Below are 17,458 nucleotides of genomic sequence, written 5' to 3' on the forward strand. Positions count from 1 at the left end.
AGTTAAGAGGTTATTACCAAATGGAACTGATCCTGCTGGAAAAAATCGCCAATCTGGGCAACCTGGGCGACAAAGTAAACGTTAAGGCTGGTTACGGCCGTAACTACCTGCTGCCTTTCGGCAAAGCCACCGCTGCGACCGCTGCCAACCTGGCTGCTTTCGAAGAGCGTCGTGCCGAGCTGGAAAAAGCAGCTGCCGAGAAGAAAGCTTCGGCTGAAGCTCGCGCTGCTCAACTGGGCGAACTGGAAGTGACCATCACTGCCACCGCCGGTGACGAAGGCAAGCTGTTCGGTTCGATCGGTACTCACGACATCGCTGACGCACTGACCGCCTCTGGCGTTGAAGTGGCCAAAGCTGAAGTTCGTCTGCCGAACGGCACCATCCGTAACGTCGGCGAGTACGACGTTGCCGTGCACCTGCACAGCGACGTTGAAGCTACCGTCCGCGTTGTCGTGGTGGCTGCGTAAGCTGCTTGATTTCGGCGCCTTGGTGCTGAAGTCCCGATCGGCTGGCGACGTGTTCGTCAGTCGGTCAACAAAGGGCGCGTTCCTGTTTAACAGGTCGTGCCCTTTGTCATTTCTAGGTATTGTTGATCAACGCCTGATCCCTCATTCCTGACTCCTGATTCCGTGTGGCCATGAACGATATTTCCGCTCCCGAGCAATACGATCTGCAAACCGCTGCCCTGAAGGTGCCGCCGCATTCCATTGAGGCCGAACAGGCTGTGCTTGGTGGTCTGATGCTGGACAACAACGCCTGGGAGCGCGTGCTGGATCAGGTTTCGGACGGCGATTTCTATCGTCATGACCACCGCCTGATTTTCCGGGCCATTGCCAAGCTGGCCGATCAGAACCTGCCGATCGACGTCGTGACTCTGTCCGAGCAACTGGACAAGGAAGGTCAGACTTCGCAGGTCGGCGGCCTGGGTTACCTGTCGGAACTGGCCAAGAACATTCCGTCGGTCGCGAACATCAAGGCCTATGCCCAGATCGTTCGTCAGCGTGCCACCCTGCGCCAGTTGATCGGTATCAGCACCGAAATCGCCGACAGCGCGTTCAACCCTGAAGGTCGCACTGCCGAAGAGATTCTCGACGAGGCCGAACGGCAGATCTTCCAGATCGCCGAAGCGCGTCCCAAGACCGGCGGACCGGTGGGCGTCAACGACCTGCTGACCAAGGCCATTGATCGCATCGACACCCTGTTCAATCTGGGTGAGGGGATCACGGGCCTGTCCACCGGCTATACCGATCTGGACGACAAGACCAGCGGCCTGCAGCCTTCGGACCTGATCATCGTGGCGGGGCGTCCTTCGATGGGCAAGACCACCTTCGCGATGAACCTGGTGGAGAACGCAGTGCTACGCAGCGACAAGGTCGTGCTGGTCTACTCGCTGGAGATGCCAGGCGAATCGCTGATGATGCGTATGCTGTCCTCCCTTGGGCGTATCGATCAGACCAAGGTACGTTCCGGTCAGCTCGACGACGACGACTGGCCGCGCCTGACGTCGGCAGTCAACCTGCTCAACGATCGCAAGCTGTTCATCGACGACACGGCAGGCATCAGCCCGTCGGAGATGCGCGCGCGGACCCGGCGTCTGGTGCGCGAGCACGGCGATATCGGCCTGATCATGATCGACTACCTGCAATTGATGCAGATTCCGGGTTCCAGCGGTGATAACCGGACCAACGAGATTTCCGAGATTTCCCGCTCCCTCAAGGCCCTGGCCAAGGAATTCAACTGCCCCGTCGTGGCCCTGTCTCAGCTCAACCGCTCGCTGGAGCAACGCCCGAACAAACGCCCGGTCAACTCCGACTTGCGGGAATCCGGAGCGATCGAGCAGGACGCCGACGTCATCATGTTCGTGTACCGGGACGAGGTGTATCACCCGGAAACCGAGCACAAAGGCATCGCTGAAATCATCATCGGTAAACAGCGGAACGGCCCGATCGGCTTCGTGCGGCTGGCGTTCATCGGTAAGTACACGCGCTTCGAAAACCTCGCGCCGGGTAGTTATAACTTTGATGATGATGAGTAGCGTCCGGCCCGCGTACTGCTGACAATCTCCCTGTCACTCGGCGCGCCTGCGTCTGACCTCGATTTTTCCTTTACCTTTGTGGGTAAGGACAGCTTCAGGACGAAAGACATTGCCAGTGCGTGTGAACCCTAGACGGTAATCACCTCTCCCGCTGGCGTTGCCGGCTATCTTGATATCTACCGTGCTCATCCCACGCAACCCCTGATGACCTCGGCGCGATGGATCAAAGTTGTCCAACGCCTCCGAGACCCCGGCTCGCATATTTCGTGCAACGTTTGCAGGGGTGTTCAGCCATTGGTTGATTGCCGGGTCTTCCAAAAATCCCTCGCTGTCGACTGTTAATTCAGTGCGTTCTGGACCTGAGGGCTGAGCGCTTGAATGGGTTGGCAACGCACTAGCCTGGCTTTCTTGGGATGGCACCGTTCGGGACCGTCTGTTGGAACTTGCTGCTGTCACCGCCGAGGCGGTGAATGCACCAGTGTTGATCGAGCCCCCCGAACTTAGGGGCTCTTGTAGGCTTGCTCGTCTTACGCCCAGGCGAATGATTTCACTCTGGTCGGTGCGCCTTATGCGAGCGAAGGGGATCTGCAGAGTCCCGGCTCTGTCAATGAAGTCGGCCCTTGCTCCGTAGTCGGAGAAATACCGCCGTTGAGCCCTTGTTTTCAAGCTAAAGGCATAGATGGCGCCTGATTCATACTCTTGCAGCGACACCTGTTCTACGCGAGCGTCTTGCGCTGCTGTGAACTCCTGCAACAACGATATCTCCTCTCTTATCAATCCATACTTGTCGATCGTGGGTCCAAGCAGGTGACTCTCACCTGTTTCTGGAGCTGCTGCGGCCGGCGCGTTTTGCCACTGGTTGTAGAAAACCCCGGCAGCGAACGCCATGACCATTGCGAATGTAAAAACAAGTATTGTTAGTCCATCCATGCTTTGGCGACCGTCGGAGTCGATTAGCCTGATCGGATTGTTCCTTACCATCACATAGAGATTCAGTCCATCCACCGCGCCGCCGGGGTCCGGGTTGACCCAGCGCATCAACCACGGCGCGTAATACCTCAAACCGTAGTAATACAACCCGCTGGCATCGCGCTCCTTGCCCGAATAACGCACCACTTTGTACTTCGCTTCGACCGAAGAGCGGGCCGCCCACCAGGCCGTGCCGCCAAAAGGGTAATAGCCCTCGTGGCTGATCAGTCGCGCACTGCTGTCCAGCTCCAGCGTACTGGAGCCCAAGTGGTCGTCGACCGAATAGCGTAATTGATCGTTTTCGATGTCGGCCGGGCGACCGCTAAGCCAATGCAGGCAGCGCACCTTGCAGCGACCGGCCTGGATCACGATCACTTCGAGCTGTTCGTCGTTGGCGCTGTCGCTGCGCAGTTCCAGGCCGGGGAAGTAGCGAGCTTCCCGTGTGTGTGAGGCGGCTCGGGTTGCTGATGTGCCGATCTTGCGAACCCGCTGCCCGCTGCTGTCATACACATAGCGCTCTGCGTCGTCATCTGCACACCTTCGGCTGACGGGGGTGATCTTCGACAGCCGATTGCGCGCATCCCAGAACATCGTCCGGCCGGGGGACAGACGTTGCAGATTGCCGTTGGCATCAAAGCCGTTGGCAAAATCTGGCGGTGAGCCGTCCGCAACCTTTACCAGCGCCCGGTTACTGCTGCGGTCAATTTCAAAGTCGCGGGTATAAGACTGGCTGCCCTCATGACGCAGTTGCGTCAAGTTGCCGGCCGCGTCGTAACGGTACCGCTCGGTGAAGTTGAGCCACTGGCTGCTGTCGATCGGCAGCGGTTGCATGTCTGGCAGCTGCGGGCCGCTGGAGACCTTGGCCGTCTCCCGCCCTTGGGCTTCGACTAACTGATAGAAGCTGTCATAAGTGTAGCGGTTGATCGGCTCGATGCGCTGGTTGGCGAAGTGCCGCACCGCTTGGGCATCGTCGCTGATGCTGGTTACATTGCCGACCGGGTCATAGTCGTAGGTCAGCAGTTGCAGTGGGTCGTTGGCTGAACGGATGGTTTTCAGCGTGCGCAGGCGTCCGTCTCCGGGGTTGTAGAGGTAGTGGCTGATCACGCCATTGCCTGCCGTTTGCGATGTGATCTGCTCGTTGGCGTTGTACTGCACGTCACGCAACAGCAACTGAGGGGAGCTGTTCTTTAAGGTGAGCGTCACCTGTGCCAGCTGACCTGCGATGTTCAACCTCATGCTTTGCAGGTGGCCGCGAGCGTCAGTTGTGCTGATGGCGCTGCCCGAGGCGTCGAACTGCCTCTGCGTAATAGCCCCTTGGCCGGACTCCAGCAGCGCATCACGCTCGTCTGTAGACAGCGGCCAGTCCGGCGGCTCGATCAAGCTGAGCAGGCGACGCTCCTCCCGGAGTGTCCCGCCCAGCAAGCCATACTCGGTAATGGCCAGCGTGCCAGCGCCATCATCGACACGGATGAGTTGGCCGCACTGATTGTGCAAAGCCGATTCTCCGTCACTGCCCCCATAAATAAACCGCTCGCAGGTCCGGCGGGGTTCTCCTGCCATCTGTTCGTGGACGGCGATGGGCCTTGGATAATCGTCATATTCCGTCTGCCAGTGCGTCGCCCGCGCGTCCCACTGATCAAGCACGGCGCCGGATTCGGCGGAAAGAGAGAGCACCGCACCTGCGTCGACGCTGTGGCTGGACAGCACGGCTCCCGACAGGCTGTACACCGTCGCGAGATTGGGCTGCAGATCAGGCTGTTTTGAACGTAACTCGAACAGGCGCGGGTCCCACACTGCAATGGCCCGACCCTGGCTGTCATACTCCTGAACGTTGACGCAGGCTTGGGCATCAGCGTCAGCTTGGGCGCGGTAATAGGCTGTCTGCCGAACCGTGAGGCCCCGGCCGTCGAAAACCGTCAGCGAGGGTGTGTGGCGATGCATGGAGTCGGTCATGAGGCCTGCATCCTGCAGTTCTCGGGCTTTGCCGATAATTTAGCCGCGATGCAAGGCTGGGGATACTGTCAGAAGTGACAGTGCGTTCGGTCGAAAAACCGTCCGCAAGACTGACTGTTCTGGTCGGATTTGATCAAAATTTGTGCTATTCTCCGCGCCCGCGAATTTCCATAAGAAACTCGCCTCCCCGATTACGAACACTGGTCATCGACATGCAAGCAGCCAAGCCGTTATTTGACTATCCGAAGTACTGGGCCGAATGTTTCGGGCCAGCGCCTTTCCTGCCCATGAGCCGGGAAGAAATGGATCAGCTCGGCTGGGATTCCTGCGACATCATCATCGTCACCGGTGATGCGTACGTCGACCACCCGTCGTTTGGCATGGCGATCATCGGCCGTCTGCTGGAGTCGCAAGGCTTTCGCGTCGGGATCATTGCCCAGCCTGACTGGCGCAACAAAGACGACTTCATGAAGCTCGGTGAGCCGAACCTGTTTTTCGGCGTCGCGGCCGGCAACATGGACTCGATGATCAACCGCTACACCGCCGACAAGAAAATCCGCTCCGATGACGCCTACACGCCAGGCGGCATGGCCGGCAAGCGCCCGGATCGCGCCAGCCTGGTCTACAGCCAGCGTTGCAAAGAGGCCTACAAGCATGTGCCGATCATTCTGGGCGGCATCGAGGCCTCACTGCGCCGCATCGCGCATTACGACTACTGGCAGGACAAGGTCCGTAACTCGATCCTGATCGACGCCAGCGCCGACATCCTGCTGTACGGCAACGCCGAGCGAGCCATTGTCGAAGTTGCCAATCGCCTGTCGTATGGCGAAAAGATCGAGAACATCACCGACGTGCGCGGCACCGCGTTCATTCGTCGCGATACGCCCGAAGGCTGGTACGAAGTCGATTCCACACGCATCGACCGGCCGGGCAAGGTCGACAAGATCATCAACCCCTACGTCAACACCCAGGACACCCAGGCCTGTGCCATCGAGCAGGAAAAGGGCGAGGTTGAAGACCCGAACGAAGCCAAGGTCGTGCAGATCCTGGCGAGCCCGCGCATGACCCGAGACAAGACGGTTATCCGCTTGCCGTCGATGGAAAAAGTGCGCAACGACCCCGTGCTTTATGCTCACGCCAACCGCGTGCTGCACCTGGAAACCAACCCCGGTAACGCCCGGGCATTGGTTCAGAAGCATGGCGAAGTCGACGTCTGGTTCAACCCGCCGCCGATTCCGATGACAACCGAAGAAATGGACTACGTGTTCGGCATGCCTTACGCACGTATTCCGCATCCTGCGTACGGCAAGGAAAAGATCCCGGCCTACGACATGATCCGTTTCTCGGTGAACATCATGCGTGGCTGTTTCGGTGGCTGCACCTTCTGCTCGATCACCGAGCACGAAGGCCGCATTATCCAGAACCGCTCCCACGACTCGATCATTCGTGAGATCGAAGAGATTCGCGACAAGGTGCCCGGCTTCACCGGCGTCATTTCCGACCTCGGCGGCCCCACCGCGAACATGTATCGCATTGCCTGCAAGAGCCCGGAAATCGAATCCGCATGCCGCAAGCCGTCCTGCGTGTTCCCTGGCATCTGCCCGAACCTGAACACCGATCACTCGGCGCTGATTCAGCTGTACCGCAGCGCCCGTGAACTGCCGGGCGTGAAGAAGATTCTGATCGCGTCCGGCCTGCGCTATGACCTGGCCGTCGAGTCGCCGGAGTACGTGAAAGAGCTGGTGACCCACCACGTGGGCGGCTACCTGAAGATTGCCCCGGAGCACACCGAGGAAGGCCCGCTCAGCCAGATGATGAAGCCGGGCATTGGCAGCTACGACAAGTTCAAGCGCATGTTCGAGAAGTATTCGAAGGAAGCGGGCAAGGAGCAGTACCTGATTCCTTACTTCATCGCCGCCCATCCGGGCACCACCGATGAAGACATGATGAACCTGGCGCTGTGGCTCAAGGGCAACGGTTTCCGCGCCGATCAGGTGCAGGCGTTCTACCCGTCACCCATGGCGAGCGCGACCGCCATGTACCACTCGGGCAAGAACCCGCTGCGCAAGGTCACCTACAAGAGCGACCCGGTCACCATCGTCAAGAGCGAAGAGCAACGCCGTCTGCACAAGGCCTTCTTGCGCTACCACGACCCGAAAGGCTGGCCGATGCTGCGTGAAGCGCTGGAGCGCATGGGCCGTTCGGACCTGATCGGCCCGGGCAAGCACCAGTTGATCCCGCTGCATCAGCCGGAGACCGACAGCTACCAGAGCGCCCGTCGCAAGAACTCGACGCCGGCTGGCAGCCACAAGGTTGCCAAGACCACGAAGATCCTCACCCAGCACACCGGGCTGCCACTGCGTGCCAGCGATGGCAGCAAACCGTGGGACAAGCGCGAAGAGGCCAAGGCCGCTGCTGCTGCACGCAACAAGCAGGCAGCCAAGGACCGTGCCGACGCAGCCAAGGGCGGGAAGGGCGGCAAGAAGCCGTCCCGCCAGCCGGTGTTCCCGCGCTGAGTGATCGCTCGATAAACCAGAACGCCAGCTCTTTAGCTGGCGTTCTGCGTTTTACATCTTCACGTTTTCGCGGATGTTCCAGCCGTACTTGACCGGCCCGCCCTCCTTGCTGCCGTCCGCCTTTTGCGGCTGGTAGCTGACTTCGACCTTGCCGAAATTGAGCTCGACGGTTTCGCGCAGGGTTTCATCGTGGCTGCCTGCATCGGTCTGGTAGGAGGCGATCATCACTTCCTTGAGGGTGATGATCATGTATTCCACCGGCGCGGTGCCACCGGCCTTGCGCACGGTGAGGGTCGCCTCCGGGTAATGCTGGCCGCTGGAGCATGCCATCATCAGGTTGGGCGAAGACTTGTCCAGCGCCTTGTTCAGGCTCAGGTTCTGCATGCTGACTTTGCCCGCGCCGCCGCCGCCGCCCTGATGCATCGAACCTGACTGCGACATGCCCCACTGCATCGTTTGAATGTCGATCTCCTCGGCATGGGCGCTGTCTCTGGATTCACCCTTGATGTCGCCCAGCTTCAAAAACATATCGATTGCCATTACCGCTCCCTGAAAACCAGTGCTCGACGAATTGTCGACGCGCACCTTTTCTTACCGAGGCGCCGGGGACAAGACGTCGACCGCACAATCAGACCGGTCATACAGAAGAATGGAAAACGTCCTACAGTTGGCCCGCCAATTTGCAGCTGATTCTGTGGGATCCGCCCCTTGGCCAAAGGCCTGAGACGCAAATAAACCCGCCCGCCTCATTTCCGTGCGACCCTTGTACCATCCGCCTAAGCTGGCGCGATTTTGGTGCTGTGCTTAGCTGAGCGGGCACCATCAACGCCGAAGGCGCCGGACTTGCCCTCATGGCATAAGTCTTGCGCGGTTCCGATACCGTCCAGGCTCGCAGGAGGCACGCCGTGTCGATTCACATTGCCTTGCACCACGTCACGCATTACCGCTACGAACGAGCGGTCGAGCTCGGGCCGCAGATCGTGCGCTTGCGCCCGGCGGCCCACAGCCGCACGCGTGTGCTGTCCTATTCGCTGAAAGTCCTGCCTGAAAACCATTTCATCAACTGGCAGCAGGATCCGCAGGGTAATTACCTGGCGCGTCTGGTGTTCCCCGAGAAGACCCGCGAGTTACGCATCGAGGTGGATCTGGTCGCCGAGATGGCGGTGTTCAACCCCTTCGACTTTTTCCTTGAGCCTTACGCCGAGAACATCCCGTTCACCTACGCCCGCGAAGAGCACCACGAGCTGCAGCCCTATCTTGAAAAGCTGCCGCTGACGCCGAAATTCCAGGCGTATCTGGACAGCATCGACCGTACACCGGTCCCGGCCATCGATTTTCTCGTCAACCTCAATCAGCGTCTGGCCAATGACATCAATTACCTGATCCGCATGGAGCCGGGCATCCAGACGCCGGAGTTCACCCTCGACAGCGCCTCAGGCTCCTGTCGCGATTCGGCCTGGCTGTTGGTGCAGTTGTTGCGTCATCTGGGGCTGGCGGCGCGGTTTGTCTCCGGTTACCTGATTCAGCTCAAGGCTGACGTCCAGGCGCTGGACGGGCCGTCGGGCACCGATGTCGACTTCACCGACCTGCACGCCTGGTGCGAGGTTTACCTGCCGGGTGCGGGCTGGGTCGGTCTGGACGCCACCTCCGGGCTGTTCGCCGGGGAGGGGCACATTCCCCTGGCGTGCAGCCCCGATCCGTCTTCGGCAGCGCCGATCAGCGGCATGGTCGAGCCCTGCGAAACCGAGTTCAGCCACGAGATGTCGGTGGAGCGCATCTGGGAAGCGCCGCGTGTCACCAAGCCGTACACCGAAGCGCAATGGCTGGAGATCCAGGCCCTCGGCCGACAGATCGATGCCGACCTGATCGCCAGCGATGTGCGCCTGACCATGGGTGGCGAGCCGACGTTTGTCTCTATCGACGATCGCGATGGCAGCGAATGGAACACCGCAGCGCTGGGCCCGAAAAAACGCGTGCTGTCCGCCGAGCTGTTTCAGCGCATGCGCAAGCATTACGCGCCCCAGGGCATCGTGCATTTCGGGCAGGGCAAGTGGTACCCCGGTGAGCAACTGCCGCGTTGGTCGCTGAACTGCTTCTGGCGTCGCGATGGCGAGCCGGTGTGGCGCAATAACGCGCTGATCGCTGATGAAAACGAAGACTACGGCACTGACAGCGAAACCGCCGGGCGCTTCCTGCGCAGCGTCGCCGAGCGCCTGAAACTGCCGGCGCGCTACGTCTTCCCGGCTTACGAAGACAATTTCTATTACCTGTGGCGTGAAAACGCCTTGCCGCAGAACGTCAGCGCCCAAGACTCGCGTTTGAGTGACGAGCTGGAGCGCAAGCGCCTGAGCAAGGTGTTCTCCCAGGGGCTGGACAAGGTCATCGGCCATGTCCTGCCGCTGGCGCGTACCGCCGCGGATGAGCATTGGCAGAGCGGGCGCTGGTACTTGCGCGACGAGCATTGTCGTCTGGTGCCAGGGGACTCGCCGCTAGGCTATCGTCTGCCGCTGGCCTCGCAGCCGTGGGTCAAGGCGGCGGAGTACCCCTATATCCATCCGACCGACTACAACCAGGATTTCCCCGATCTGCCTGATCGCGCAGAGATCGAGGGCAAACTCGGCAGCCTGAGCGAACAGAAAAACCTCGACGCCGAGCGCCCACCGAAGATCGACGAATCCGCGGACTGGCTGACCCGTACTGCGCTGAGCGCCGAAGCACGTGGCGGCCGCCTGTACCTGTTCATGCCGCCGCTGCAGTCGCTGGAAGCCTATCTGGAACTGATCGCGGCCATTGAAGCGACCGCTGAAGAGTTGCATTGCCCGGTGCTGCTGGAAGGCTACGAGCCGCCGAGCGATCCGCGGTTGGCCAACTTCCGCATCACCCCGGACCCGGGCGTGATCGAAGTCAACGTGCAGCCTTCCTCCAGTTGGGATGAGCTGGTCGAGCGCACCGAGTTTCTTTATGAACAGGCGCGCCTGACTCGACTGACCACCGAGAAATTCATGATCGACGGGCGCCACACCGGCACCGGCGGCGGCAACCATTTCGTACTCGGCGGCGCGACGCCGGGGGATTCGCCGTTCCTGCGCAGGCCTGATCTGCTGCGCAGCCTGTTGAGTTACTGGCACAACCACCCCTCGCTGTCGTACCTGTTCTCCGGGCTGTTCATCGGCCCGACCTCACAGGCGCCGCGCGTGGACGAAGCGCGCAACGACTCGCTCTACGAGCTGGAAATCGCCTTCTCGCAAATGCCTGCGCCGGGTGAGCACTGCCCGCCGTGGCTGGTCGACCGGCTGCTGCGCAACCTGCTGATCGACGTGACGGGCAACACCCACCGCGCCGAATTCTGCATCGACAAACTGTATTCGCCCGATGGCGCGACAGGGCGTCTGGGCCTGCTGGAGCTGCGTGCCTTCGAAATGCCGCCCCATGCGCGCATGAGCCTGGCGCAGCAATTGTTGCTTCGTGCACTGGTGGCGCGATTCTGGCGAGAGCCTTACGCACCGGCCAAGTTGGCGCGTTGGGGCACCGAATTGCACGACCGCTTCATGCTGCCGCACTTCATCGAGCAGGACTTCGCTGATGTCATCGTCGAGCTCAACGCCGCAGGCTACCCGCTGCGTGCCGAGTGGTTCGCGGCGCATCTGGAGTTTCGATTTCCCAAGGTTGGCGATTACGCGGTCAGCGGCATCGAGCTGGAGCTGCGTCAGGCCCTCGAACCCTGGCACGTGCTGGGCGAGGAGGGCGCGGCCGGTGGCGCGGTGCGTTACGTGGACTCGTCGCTGGAGCGCTTGCAGCTAAAGGTCACCGGCCTGCCGCCGCAACGCTACATGCTCACCTGCAACGGCGTGCCGGTGCCGTTGCAGCCGACCGGGCGCGTCGGCGAGTTCGTCGCAGGCGTGCGTTATCGCGCCTGGCAGCCGTTCAATGCCCTGCAACCGACGATTCCTGTGCATGCGCCGCTGGTTTTCGACATCCTCGACACCTGGATGCAGCGCTCGCTGGGCGGCTGCGAGTATCATGTCGCCCATCCTGGGGGGCGCAACTACGAAACCCTGCCGGTGAACGCCAACGAAGCCGAAAGCCGGCGCCTGTCGCGGTTTTTCCGCGTCGGTCACAGCCCGGGCAAACTGGCGGTGCCTGCACTGACCCTCAATGACGAACTGCCCATGACGCTGGATCTGCGTCTGCATCGATAAAAACGGCCCGGACGGATCGCCTGCCTGCAAAGACAGGCGATCTGGCTCAGAGAGCGGCCGCAGGGAAGCGAGCCACTACGTGTCACTTTGTCTGCGCTAATCTGACTCCTTTAGTTGTCTGCCGAGCCTTCCATGCCCGACCTGCTTGACCGATACCCGCTTTCTGCGGGCACTTATCACGAGATGCTCGACGCCAGCGGCGCCGTTCGGCCGCATTGGCTGCGCTTCTACGAGCAGCTGCAACGCAGCACTCCCGCTCAGTTGATTCAGCGTCAGGCGCTGCTGGCCCGGCAGATTCAGGAAAACGGCGTCACCTATAACGTCTATGCCGACCCCAAGGGCGCGGATCGCCCGTGGGAGCTGGACCTGCTGCCGCACCTGATTCCGGTCGACGAATGGCAGCAGTTGGCCGCCGGCATCGCGCAACGGGCGCGGCTGCTCAACGCCGTGCTGGCCGACCTCTACGGCCCGCAAAAGCTGATTGCCGAAGGGCTGCTGCCTGCGGAGCTGGTGTTCGGGCACAACAATTTTCTCTGGCCCTGCCAAGGCATGACGCCGCCGGAAGGCACCTTTCTGCACGTTTACGCAGTGGACCTGGCGCGCACCCCTGATGGACGTTGGTGGGTCACGGCGGACCGCACTCAAGCGCCTTCGGGCGCAGGTTATGCGCTGGAAAGCCGGCTGATCGTGTCCCGTGCGTTCCCCGAGCTGTATCGCGATCTGGAGGTGCAGCACCTGTCTGGTTTCTTCCGCTCGCTGCAGGAAACCCTCGCCCGCCAGGCGCCGAGCAGCAGCGAAGCGCCGCTGGTGGTGCTGTTGACGCCGGGGCGTTTCAACGAAAGTTATTTCGAACATTTGTACCTGGCGGGCCAGTTGGGCTACCCGCTGGTGGAGGGCAGCGACCTTACGGTGCGCGACGCCACGGTCTACCTGAAAACCCTCAGCGGTCTGCGCCGTGTGCACGCGATCATGCGGCGTCTGGACGACGACTTCTGCGACCCGCTGGAGCTGCGCACCGACTCGGCGCTTGGCGTCCCGGGCTTGCTTGAGGCTGTGCGCCAAGGCCGCGTGCTGGTCGCCAACGCCTTGGGCAGCGGCGTGCTGGAGTCGCCGGGGCTGTTGGGCTTTCTGCCGAAGATCAACGAATTCCTGTTTGGCGAAGAACTGATCCTGCCGTCCATCGCCACCTGGTGGTGCGGCGAGCCGCCGGTGCTGGCGCAGGCGCTGGAAAAACTGCCGGAACTGCTGATCAAACCGGCGTTCCCGTCCCAGAGTTTTGCCCCGGTGTTCGGTCGTGATCTGAACCAGGAACAGCGTCAGGCCCTGGCTGCGCGCATGCAGGCGCGGCCCTATGCGTATGTCGCCCAGGAGCTGGCGCAGTTGTCCCACGCGCCGGTCTGGCAGGGCGCCGAGACGCAGCTTCAGCCTCGCGCCATCGGCATGCGCGTGTATGCCGTGGCCGCAGCCGATGGCTATCGCGTCTTGCCCGGCGGCCTCACTCGCGTGGCCGCCGATGCCGATGCCGATGTGGTGTCGATGCAGCGCGGCGGGGCCAGCAAGGACACCTGGATTCTCGGCGAGCGCAGCTTGGGCAGCGAGCCCTGGAAGGGCCGTCATTCGCTGGGTGTACATGACCTGATTCGCCGCGACCCGTATTTGCCGTCGCGTGTGGTGGAAAACCTGTTCTGGTTCGGCCGTTACTGCGAGCGTTGCGACGACAGCGCGCGGCTGCTGCGCATCATGCTGGCGCGCTATGTCGATGGCGATGACCCGCTGGCGCTACAAGCCGCGGTCGAGCTGGGCGAGCGCCTGAATCTGGTCCCGAGAAACAACGAGGACGAGCCGCGCGAGTTGCACGATCGCCTGCTCGCCGCCCTGCTGGGCGAGGACTGGCCGTTCAGCCTACGCTCCAACTTGCAGCGTCTGCAGTGGGCGGCCTCCCAGGTGCGCGGCAAGTTATCCCGGGAGAACTGGCAGGCGCTGGTGGAGTTGCAGCGCGAAGCGGCAAGCCTGGACACCGACACGCCGAACTTCGGCGAGCTGTTGGACTTCCTCAACCGCCTGGTGATGTCTCTGGCGGCGCTGTCCGGCTTTGCCTTGGACGACATGACCCGCGACGAGGGCTGGCGCTTTTTGATGATCGGCCGGCGCATTGAGCGTCTGCAATTCCTCAGCACCAGCCTTGCGGCTTTCCTGCGCAGCGATGCAGTGTTCGATCAGGACGCGCTGGACTGGCTGCTGGAACTGGGCAACAGCAGCATCACCTACCGCTCGCGCTACCTGGCGCTGCCGCAGCTGATCCCCGTGCTGGACCTGCTCCTGCTCGATGCCCAGAACCCCCACGCGGTGCTGTTCCAGCTCAAGCTGGTGACCCGCTCGGTGAAGCGTTTGAACGACGATTTCGGCGTGGCCCAGGAGAGCGGCCTCGCATTGCTGACTCAGCGTCTGGGGGCCTTCGATTTGGGTTGTCTGGAAAATGGCCTGTTCGGCGAAGCGAGCGTCAAGGCGGCGCTGCACGGGCTGGCGGATTTGTTGCAAAGCATTGGCGATCTCAGTGGTCAAGTTTCGGATCGACTTTCCCTGCGTCACTTCGCCCACGTCGATGATGTCAGCCAGCGTACGGTGTCGGTCTGATGAACAGTGCCCATTACCAGATTCTTCACGATACCCATTACAAGTACGACAGCCCGGTGTCTTTGGCGCAGCAGCTGGCCCATCTTTGGCCGCGTCACAGCCCCTGGCAGCGCTGCCTTGAGCAAGAACTGGAGATCAGCCCGGCGCCCACCACACGGCGCGATGAGCTGGATGTGTTCGGCAACCCGCTGACCCGCCTGGCGTTCGAACGGCCCCACGATGAATTGCAGGTCAACGCGCGTCTGCGCATCGAAGTGCTCGAACGCCCTGCGCTGAATTTCGCCCAATCGGTGCCGTGGGATGTCGCGCGCAGCACGCTGACCTACAGCGCCTCGAAGATGTCGCCGGACATTCTCGATGCCTGTCGTTATCGCTTCGAGTCGCCTTATGTGCACCTGAAACAGTCGCTCGTGGAATTCTCGGCAGCGTGTTTCCCGCTTGGGCGGCCGCTGCTGTTGTGCGCGCAGTCACTGATGGAAAAGATCTTCGACGAGTTCACCTTCGATGGCGAAGCGACGCAGGTGGCGACACCTCTGGTCGAAGTGCTGGAAACCCGTCGGGGCGTCTGTCAGGACTTCGCTCACCTGATGCTGGCCTGCCTGCGCTCGCGCGGGCTGGCGGCGCGTTACGTCAGTGGCTATCTGCTGACTCAGCCACCGCCCGGGCAGCCGCGTCTGATCGGTGCCGACGCCTCTCATGCGTGGGTCTCGGTGTTCTGCCCGACATTGGGCTGGGTGGATTTCGACCCCACCAACAACATTCAGCCTGCGCTGGAGCACATCAGTCTGGCGTGGGGGCGGGATTTTTCCGACGTCTCACCGCTGCGTGGGGTGATCCTTGGCGGCGGCAACCATGATCCGGAAGTCAGCGTAACGGTCATGCCGCTGGCCGAGTGAACCGGCCTGTATTTTTCCCCGCTCGTTCGTTTCTTAAGCAAAAACCCCTGACGCGTTTTCGCGCGTCAGGCGTGGGCGGCTGTGCGCTGATAGGGGGTGTAGTCCTGGGTGGCGCTGTCGTAACTGCCGCTGGCGCCGCAGGCATAGGCGGCGAGCAAACTGCGGAAAAGGCTATTGAGTTGCATGGCGATCGTCCTGATTGAGGGGTGACAAGCGCATGTTAGGAGGTCACTGTAGCGTCCGCTGCTTGATTGTCTCGATGGCCCTGATAGACGCCACCCAGACAGGTTTCATAATCTGTGGTTGATAAATTGTTTAAAGTTAGGGCACTCTTTGTATACAAAAACGAGAGCAACCCCATTCAGGAGACTCAAACATGATTCGCAAGCTTGTTGCTGCATCCCTGCTGACCTTGGCCAGCGGGCACCTGTTGGCCGCTGAATGTTCGGTAGAGGTGGACTCCACCGACCAGATGTCGTTCACCACCAAGGCCATCGAGATCGACAAGAGCTGCAAGGAATTCACCGTCAACCTGAAGCACTCCGGCAGCCTGCCGAAGAATGTGATGGGGCATAACCTGGTGATCAGTAAAGAGGCTGACATGCAGCCGATCGCCACCGACGGCCTGAGCGCCGGCATCGACAAGCAATACCTCAAAGAAGGCGACGCGCGGGTCATCGCACACACCAAGATCATCGGCGCGGGCGAGACCGACTCCCTGAAGATCGACGTCTCCAAGCTGGACCCGGCAGAGAAATACGGTTTCTTCTGCTCGTTTCCGGGGCACATCAGCATGATGAAAGGCACGGTCACGCTGAAGTGATCAGCGGCGGCACGCCTTGATATTTGTAGGAGCGCGCTTGCCCGCGATGGCGGTGTGTCAGTGGATGATGTGACTGACAGGCTGCAATCGCGGGCAAGCGCGCTCCTACAGTTTCGAGGGCGTGCGCTGTCATCGGTGCGCCTCGATCCTTGTAGGAGACGTCGGAGGTTACGACGGCAGCGAAAAGGGCGTCTGGCTAAATCCTCAAGACGCTGTCATCTTGAAAATGCCCTGGGCATTGCTGCTGTCGAAGTTCAGGTCGAGCTTGCCGGTATCCGGATCGATCTTGCGCTGAATGAACTCCACGAACGACCCCGGCACCTGATGTGCTCTGGCCACGCCATTGGCGTCCAGCAACTCGCGGCTCACGGTGCAGGCCTTGTAGGCCGTTTGCATCACGCGGCCCGAGCCCGACACCTCGATGCTGTCCTTCATCGGCCGTTCGCGCCGAATCTGCTCTTGCACCGTGGCCTCCAGGTTTTCGACCCGGTCGGTCAGGTGATTGAAGCTATTGCCTTCTGTTGAAATCCACGCCATCTCCGCGCTCTCACTGAGCAGCTGGCGGTAGTCGGCTTCCTGCACCACGCCATGCTGGCGACCAAAGGCGCTATACAGGCTTGGCAGCAGGCGCGTGGCTTCTGCGAGGCTGCAGTGACGAGTGGTTTGCAGGCGCTTGAGAATGCTCAGGTCTTCAGCGCCAAGCGGATCACGGCTCGACGCCACGACGCGGCTGACGGCGCTCTGGAACGCCTGGCTCAGACGCCCCGGATGCAGCTCGGAAACGAAGAACTGCGCGATGTCTTCGGGCAGGTCCATCTGCCGGTAGCCCCAGCCGGTCATGTTCAGTTTGGTCAGCGGATAGGTGCGCACATCGGTGAAGCCCAATGGTTCCAGCAGGCGCGAAAACGCCAGCCGGCCCCGCGGCAGCTCGCCGTTCTCGACCCAGTCGACCGTACGAATGGCGCCATGATCGAACACCACCTTGCGGCCGCTTTCGAACTGCTCGTCGACGTAATGCAGGCCATCGGGCACCGCTTCCACCAGCTTGTGGAACAGGCACAGGTTCAGGGCTTCAGCCAGCCAGACGCGATGAACCGCATCCTGCGACCAAGAGAAGTCCTGCAGCGCTGGCGGGACGTCGACGCGGTGTCTGAGCCAGTCTGCAGCAGGCTGGCCAACGGTTGAAGCAACGAGGGAGAACAGGCCTTGGAAAGCGGTCATCGATAGCGTCTCTGAGCGAGAAAGTCAGGACGCTATGTAAGCCTCGATGGCCTGAAGGAACAAGCGAAAAAAAACGACGGGTTCATTCCGTTTCAGAATGAAGCGGCCAGCGTGTGATCCGTCGGCTTACCGATTTCCTGTGGGAGCTGCTGGAGCTGTGCGACAGTGGCGAAAGCGGTGTGTCAGGTACACCGCTTTCGCCACTGTCGCAC

Annotated in this window: 10 protein-coding genes; 7 read left to right on the forward strand and 3 right to left on the reverse strand. The window is 61.2% G+C overall.

From position 1 onward, the window contains the following. Positions 1 to 20: 20 nt before the first annotated feature. Positions 21 to 467 (forward strand): 50S ribosomal protein L9, encoded by a 447-nt coding sequence (rplI, locus tag AC07V9_RS14725; protein ID WP_495016427.1) that lies wholly within the window; start codon positions 21 to 23, stop codon positions 465 to 467. Between the two features lie 170 nt (positions 468 to 637). Further along, on the forward strand, positions 638 to 2,035 hold the full coding sequence (gene dnaB / locus AC07V9_RS14730; protein ID WP_495016428.1) for a replicative DNA helicase: 1,398 nt from the start codon (positions 638 to 640) through the stop codon (positions 2,033 to 2,035). A 33-nt stretch (positions 2,036 to 2,068) separates the two neighbouring features. Here the strand turns inward: dnaB and AC07V9_RS14735 are convergent, their stop codons facing one another. Continuing rightward, the gene (locus AC07V9_RS14735) at positions 2,069 to 4,957 is read right to left on the reverse strand and encodes an RHS repeat-associated core domain-containing protein (RefSeq protein WP_495016429.1); all 2,889 of its coding nucleotides are present in this window, start codon (positions 4,955 to 4,957) and stop codon (positions 2,069 to 2,071) included. Positions 4,958 to 5,169: 212 nt separating this feature from the next. Between AC07V9_RS14735 and AC07V9_RS14740 the strand changes: the two genes are divergently transcribed. After that, positions 5,170 to 7,473, forward strand: a complete 2,304-nt coding sequence (locus AC07V9_RS14740) for a YgiQ family radical SAM protein (RefSeq protein ID WP_495016430.1) — start codon at positions 5,170 to 5,172, stop codon at positions 7,471 to 7,473. A 51-nt stretch (positions 7,474 to 7,524) separates the two neighbouring features. On the opposite strand, the gene AC07V9_RS14745 is transcribed toward AC07V9_RS14740, so the two are convergent. Next, a complete protein-coding gene (locus AC07V9_RS14745; RefSeq protein ID WP_495016431.1) occupies positions 7,525 to 8,013 on the reverse strand; it encodes an Hcp family type VI secretion system effector in 489 nt (162 codons plus the stop codon). A 365-nt stretch (positions 8,014 to 8,378) separates the two neighbouring features. On the opposite strand from AC07V9_RS14745, the gene AC07V9_RS14750 reads away from it, so the two are divergent. The 4 genes from AC07V9_RS14750 to azu all read left to right on the forward strand — a co-directional run bounded on the left by AC07V9_RS14750 (position 8,379) and on the right by azu (position 16,025). Further along, entirely contained in the window at positions 8,379 to 11,672 is a 3,294-nt protein-coding gene (locus tag AC07V9_RS14750) for a transglutaminase family protein (protein WP_495016432.1), read from the forward strand. Positions 11,673 to 11,804: 132 nt separating this feature from the next. Continuing rightward, the gene (locus AC07V9_RS14755) at positions 11,805 to 14,306 is read left to right on the forward strand and encodes a circularly permuted type 2 ATP-grasp protein (RefSeq protein ID WP_495016433.1); all 2,502 of its coding nucleotides are present in this window, start codon (positions 11,805 to 11,807) and stop codon (positions 14,304 to 14,306) included. Beyond that, complete coding sequence (locus AC07V9_RS14760; protein ID WP_495016434.1) at positions 14,306 to 15,202, forward strand: transglutaminase family protein; 897 nt, start codon at positions 14,306 to 14,308, stop codon at positions 15,200 to 15,202. Before AC07V9_RS14755 ends, AC07V9_RS14760 begins: the two co-directional genes overlap by 1 nt. 376 nt (positions 15,203 to 15,578) lie before the next feature. Continuing rightward, positions 15,579 to 16,025, forward strand: coding sequence for an azurin (azu, locus tag AC07V9_RS14765; protein WP_495016435.1), 447 nt, complete (start codon positions 15,579 to 15,581; stop codon positions 16,023 to 16,025). A gap of 204 nt (positions 16,026 to 16,229) precedes the next feature. On the opposite strand, the gene AC07V9_RS14770 is transcribed toward azu, so the two are convergent. Further along, the gene (locus tag AC07V9_RS14770) at positions 16,230 to 17,246 is read right to left on the reverse strand and encodes a DUF1338 domain-containing protein (RefSeq protein WP_495016436.1); all 1,017 of its coding nucleotides are present in this window, start codon (positions 17,244 to 17,246) and stop codon (positions 16,230 to 16,232) included. Positions 17,247 to 17,458: the final 212 nt, after the last annotated feature.

Source organism: Pseudomonas sp. GW821-FHT02A11 (genome assembly GCF_059421985.1).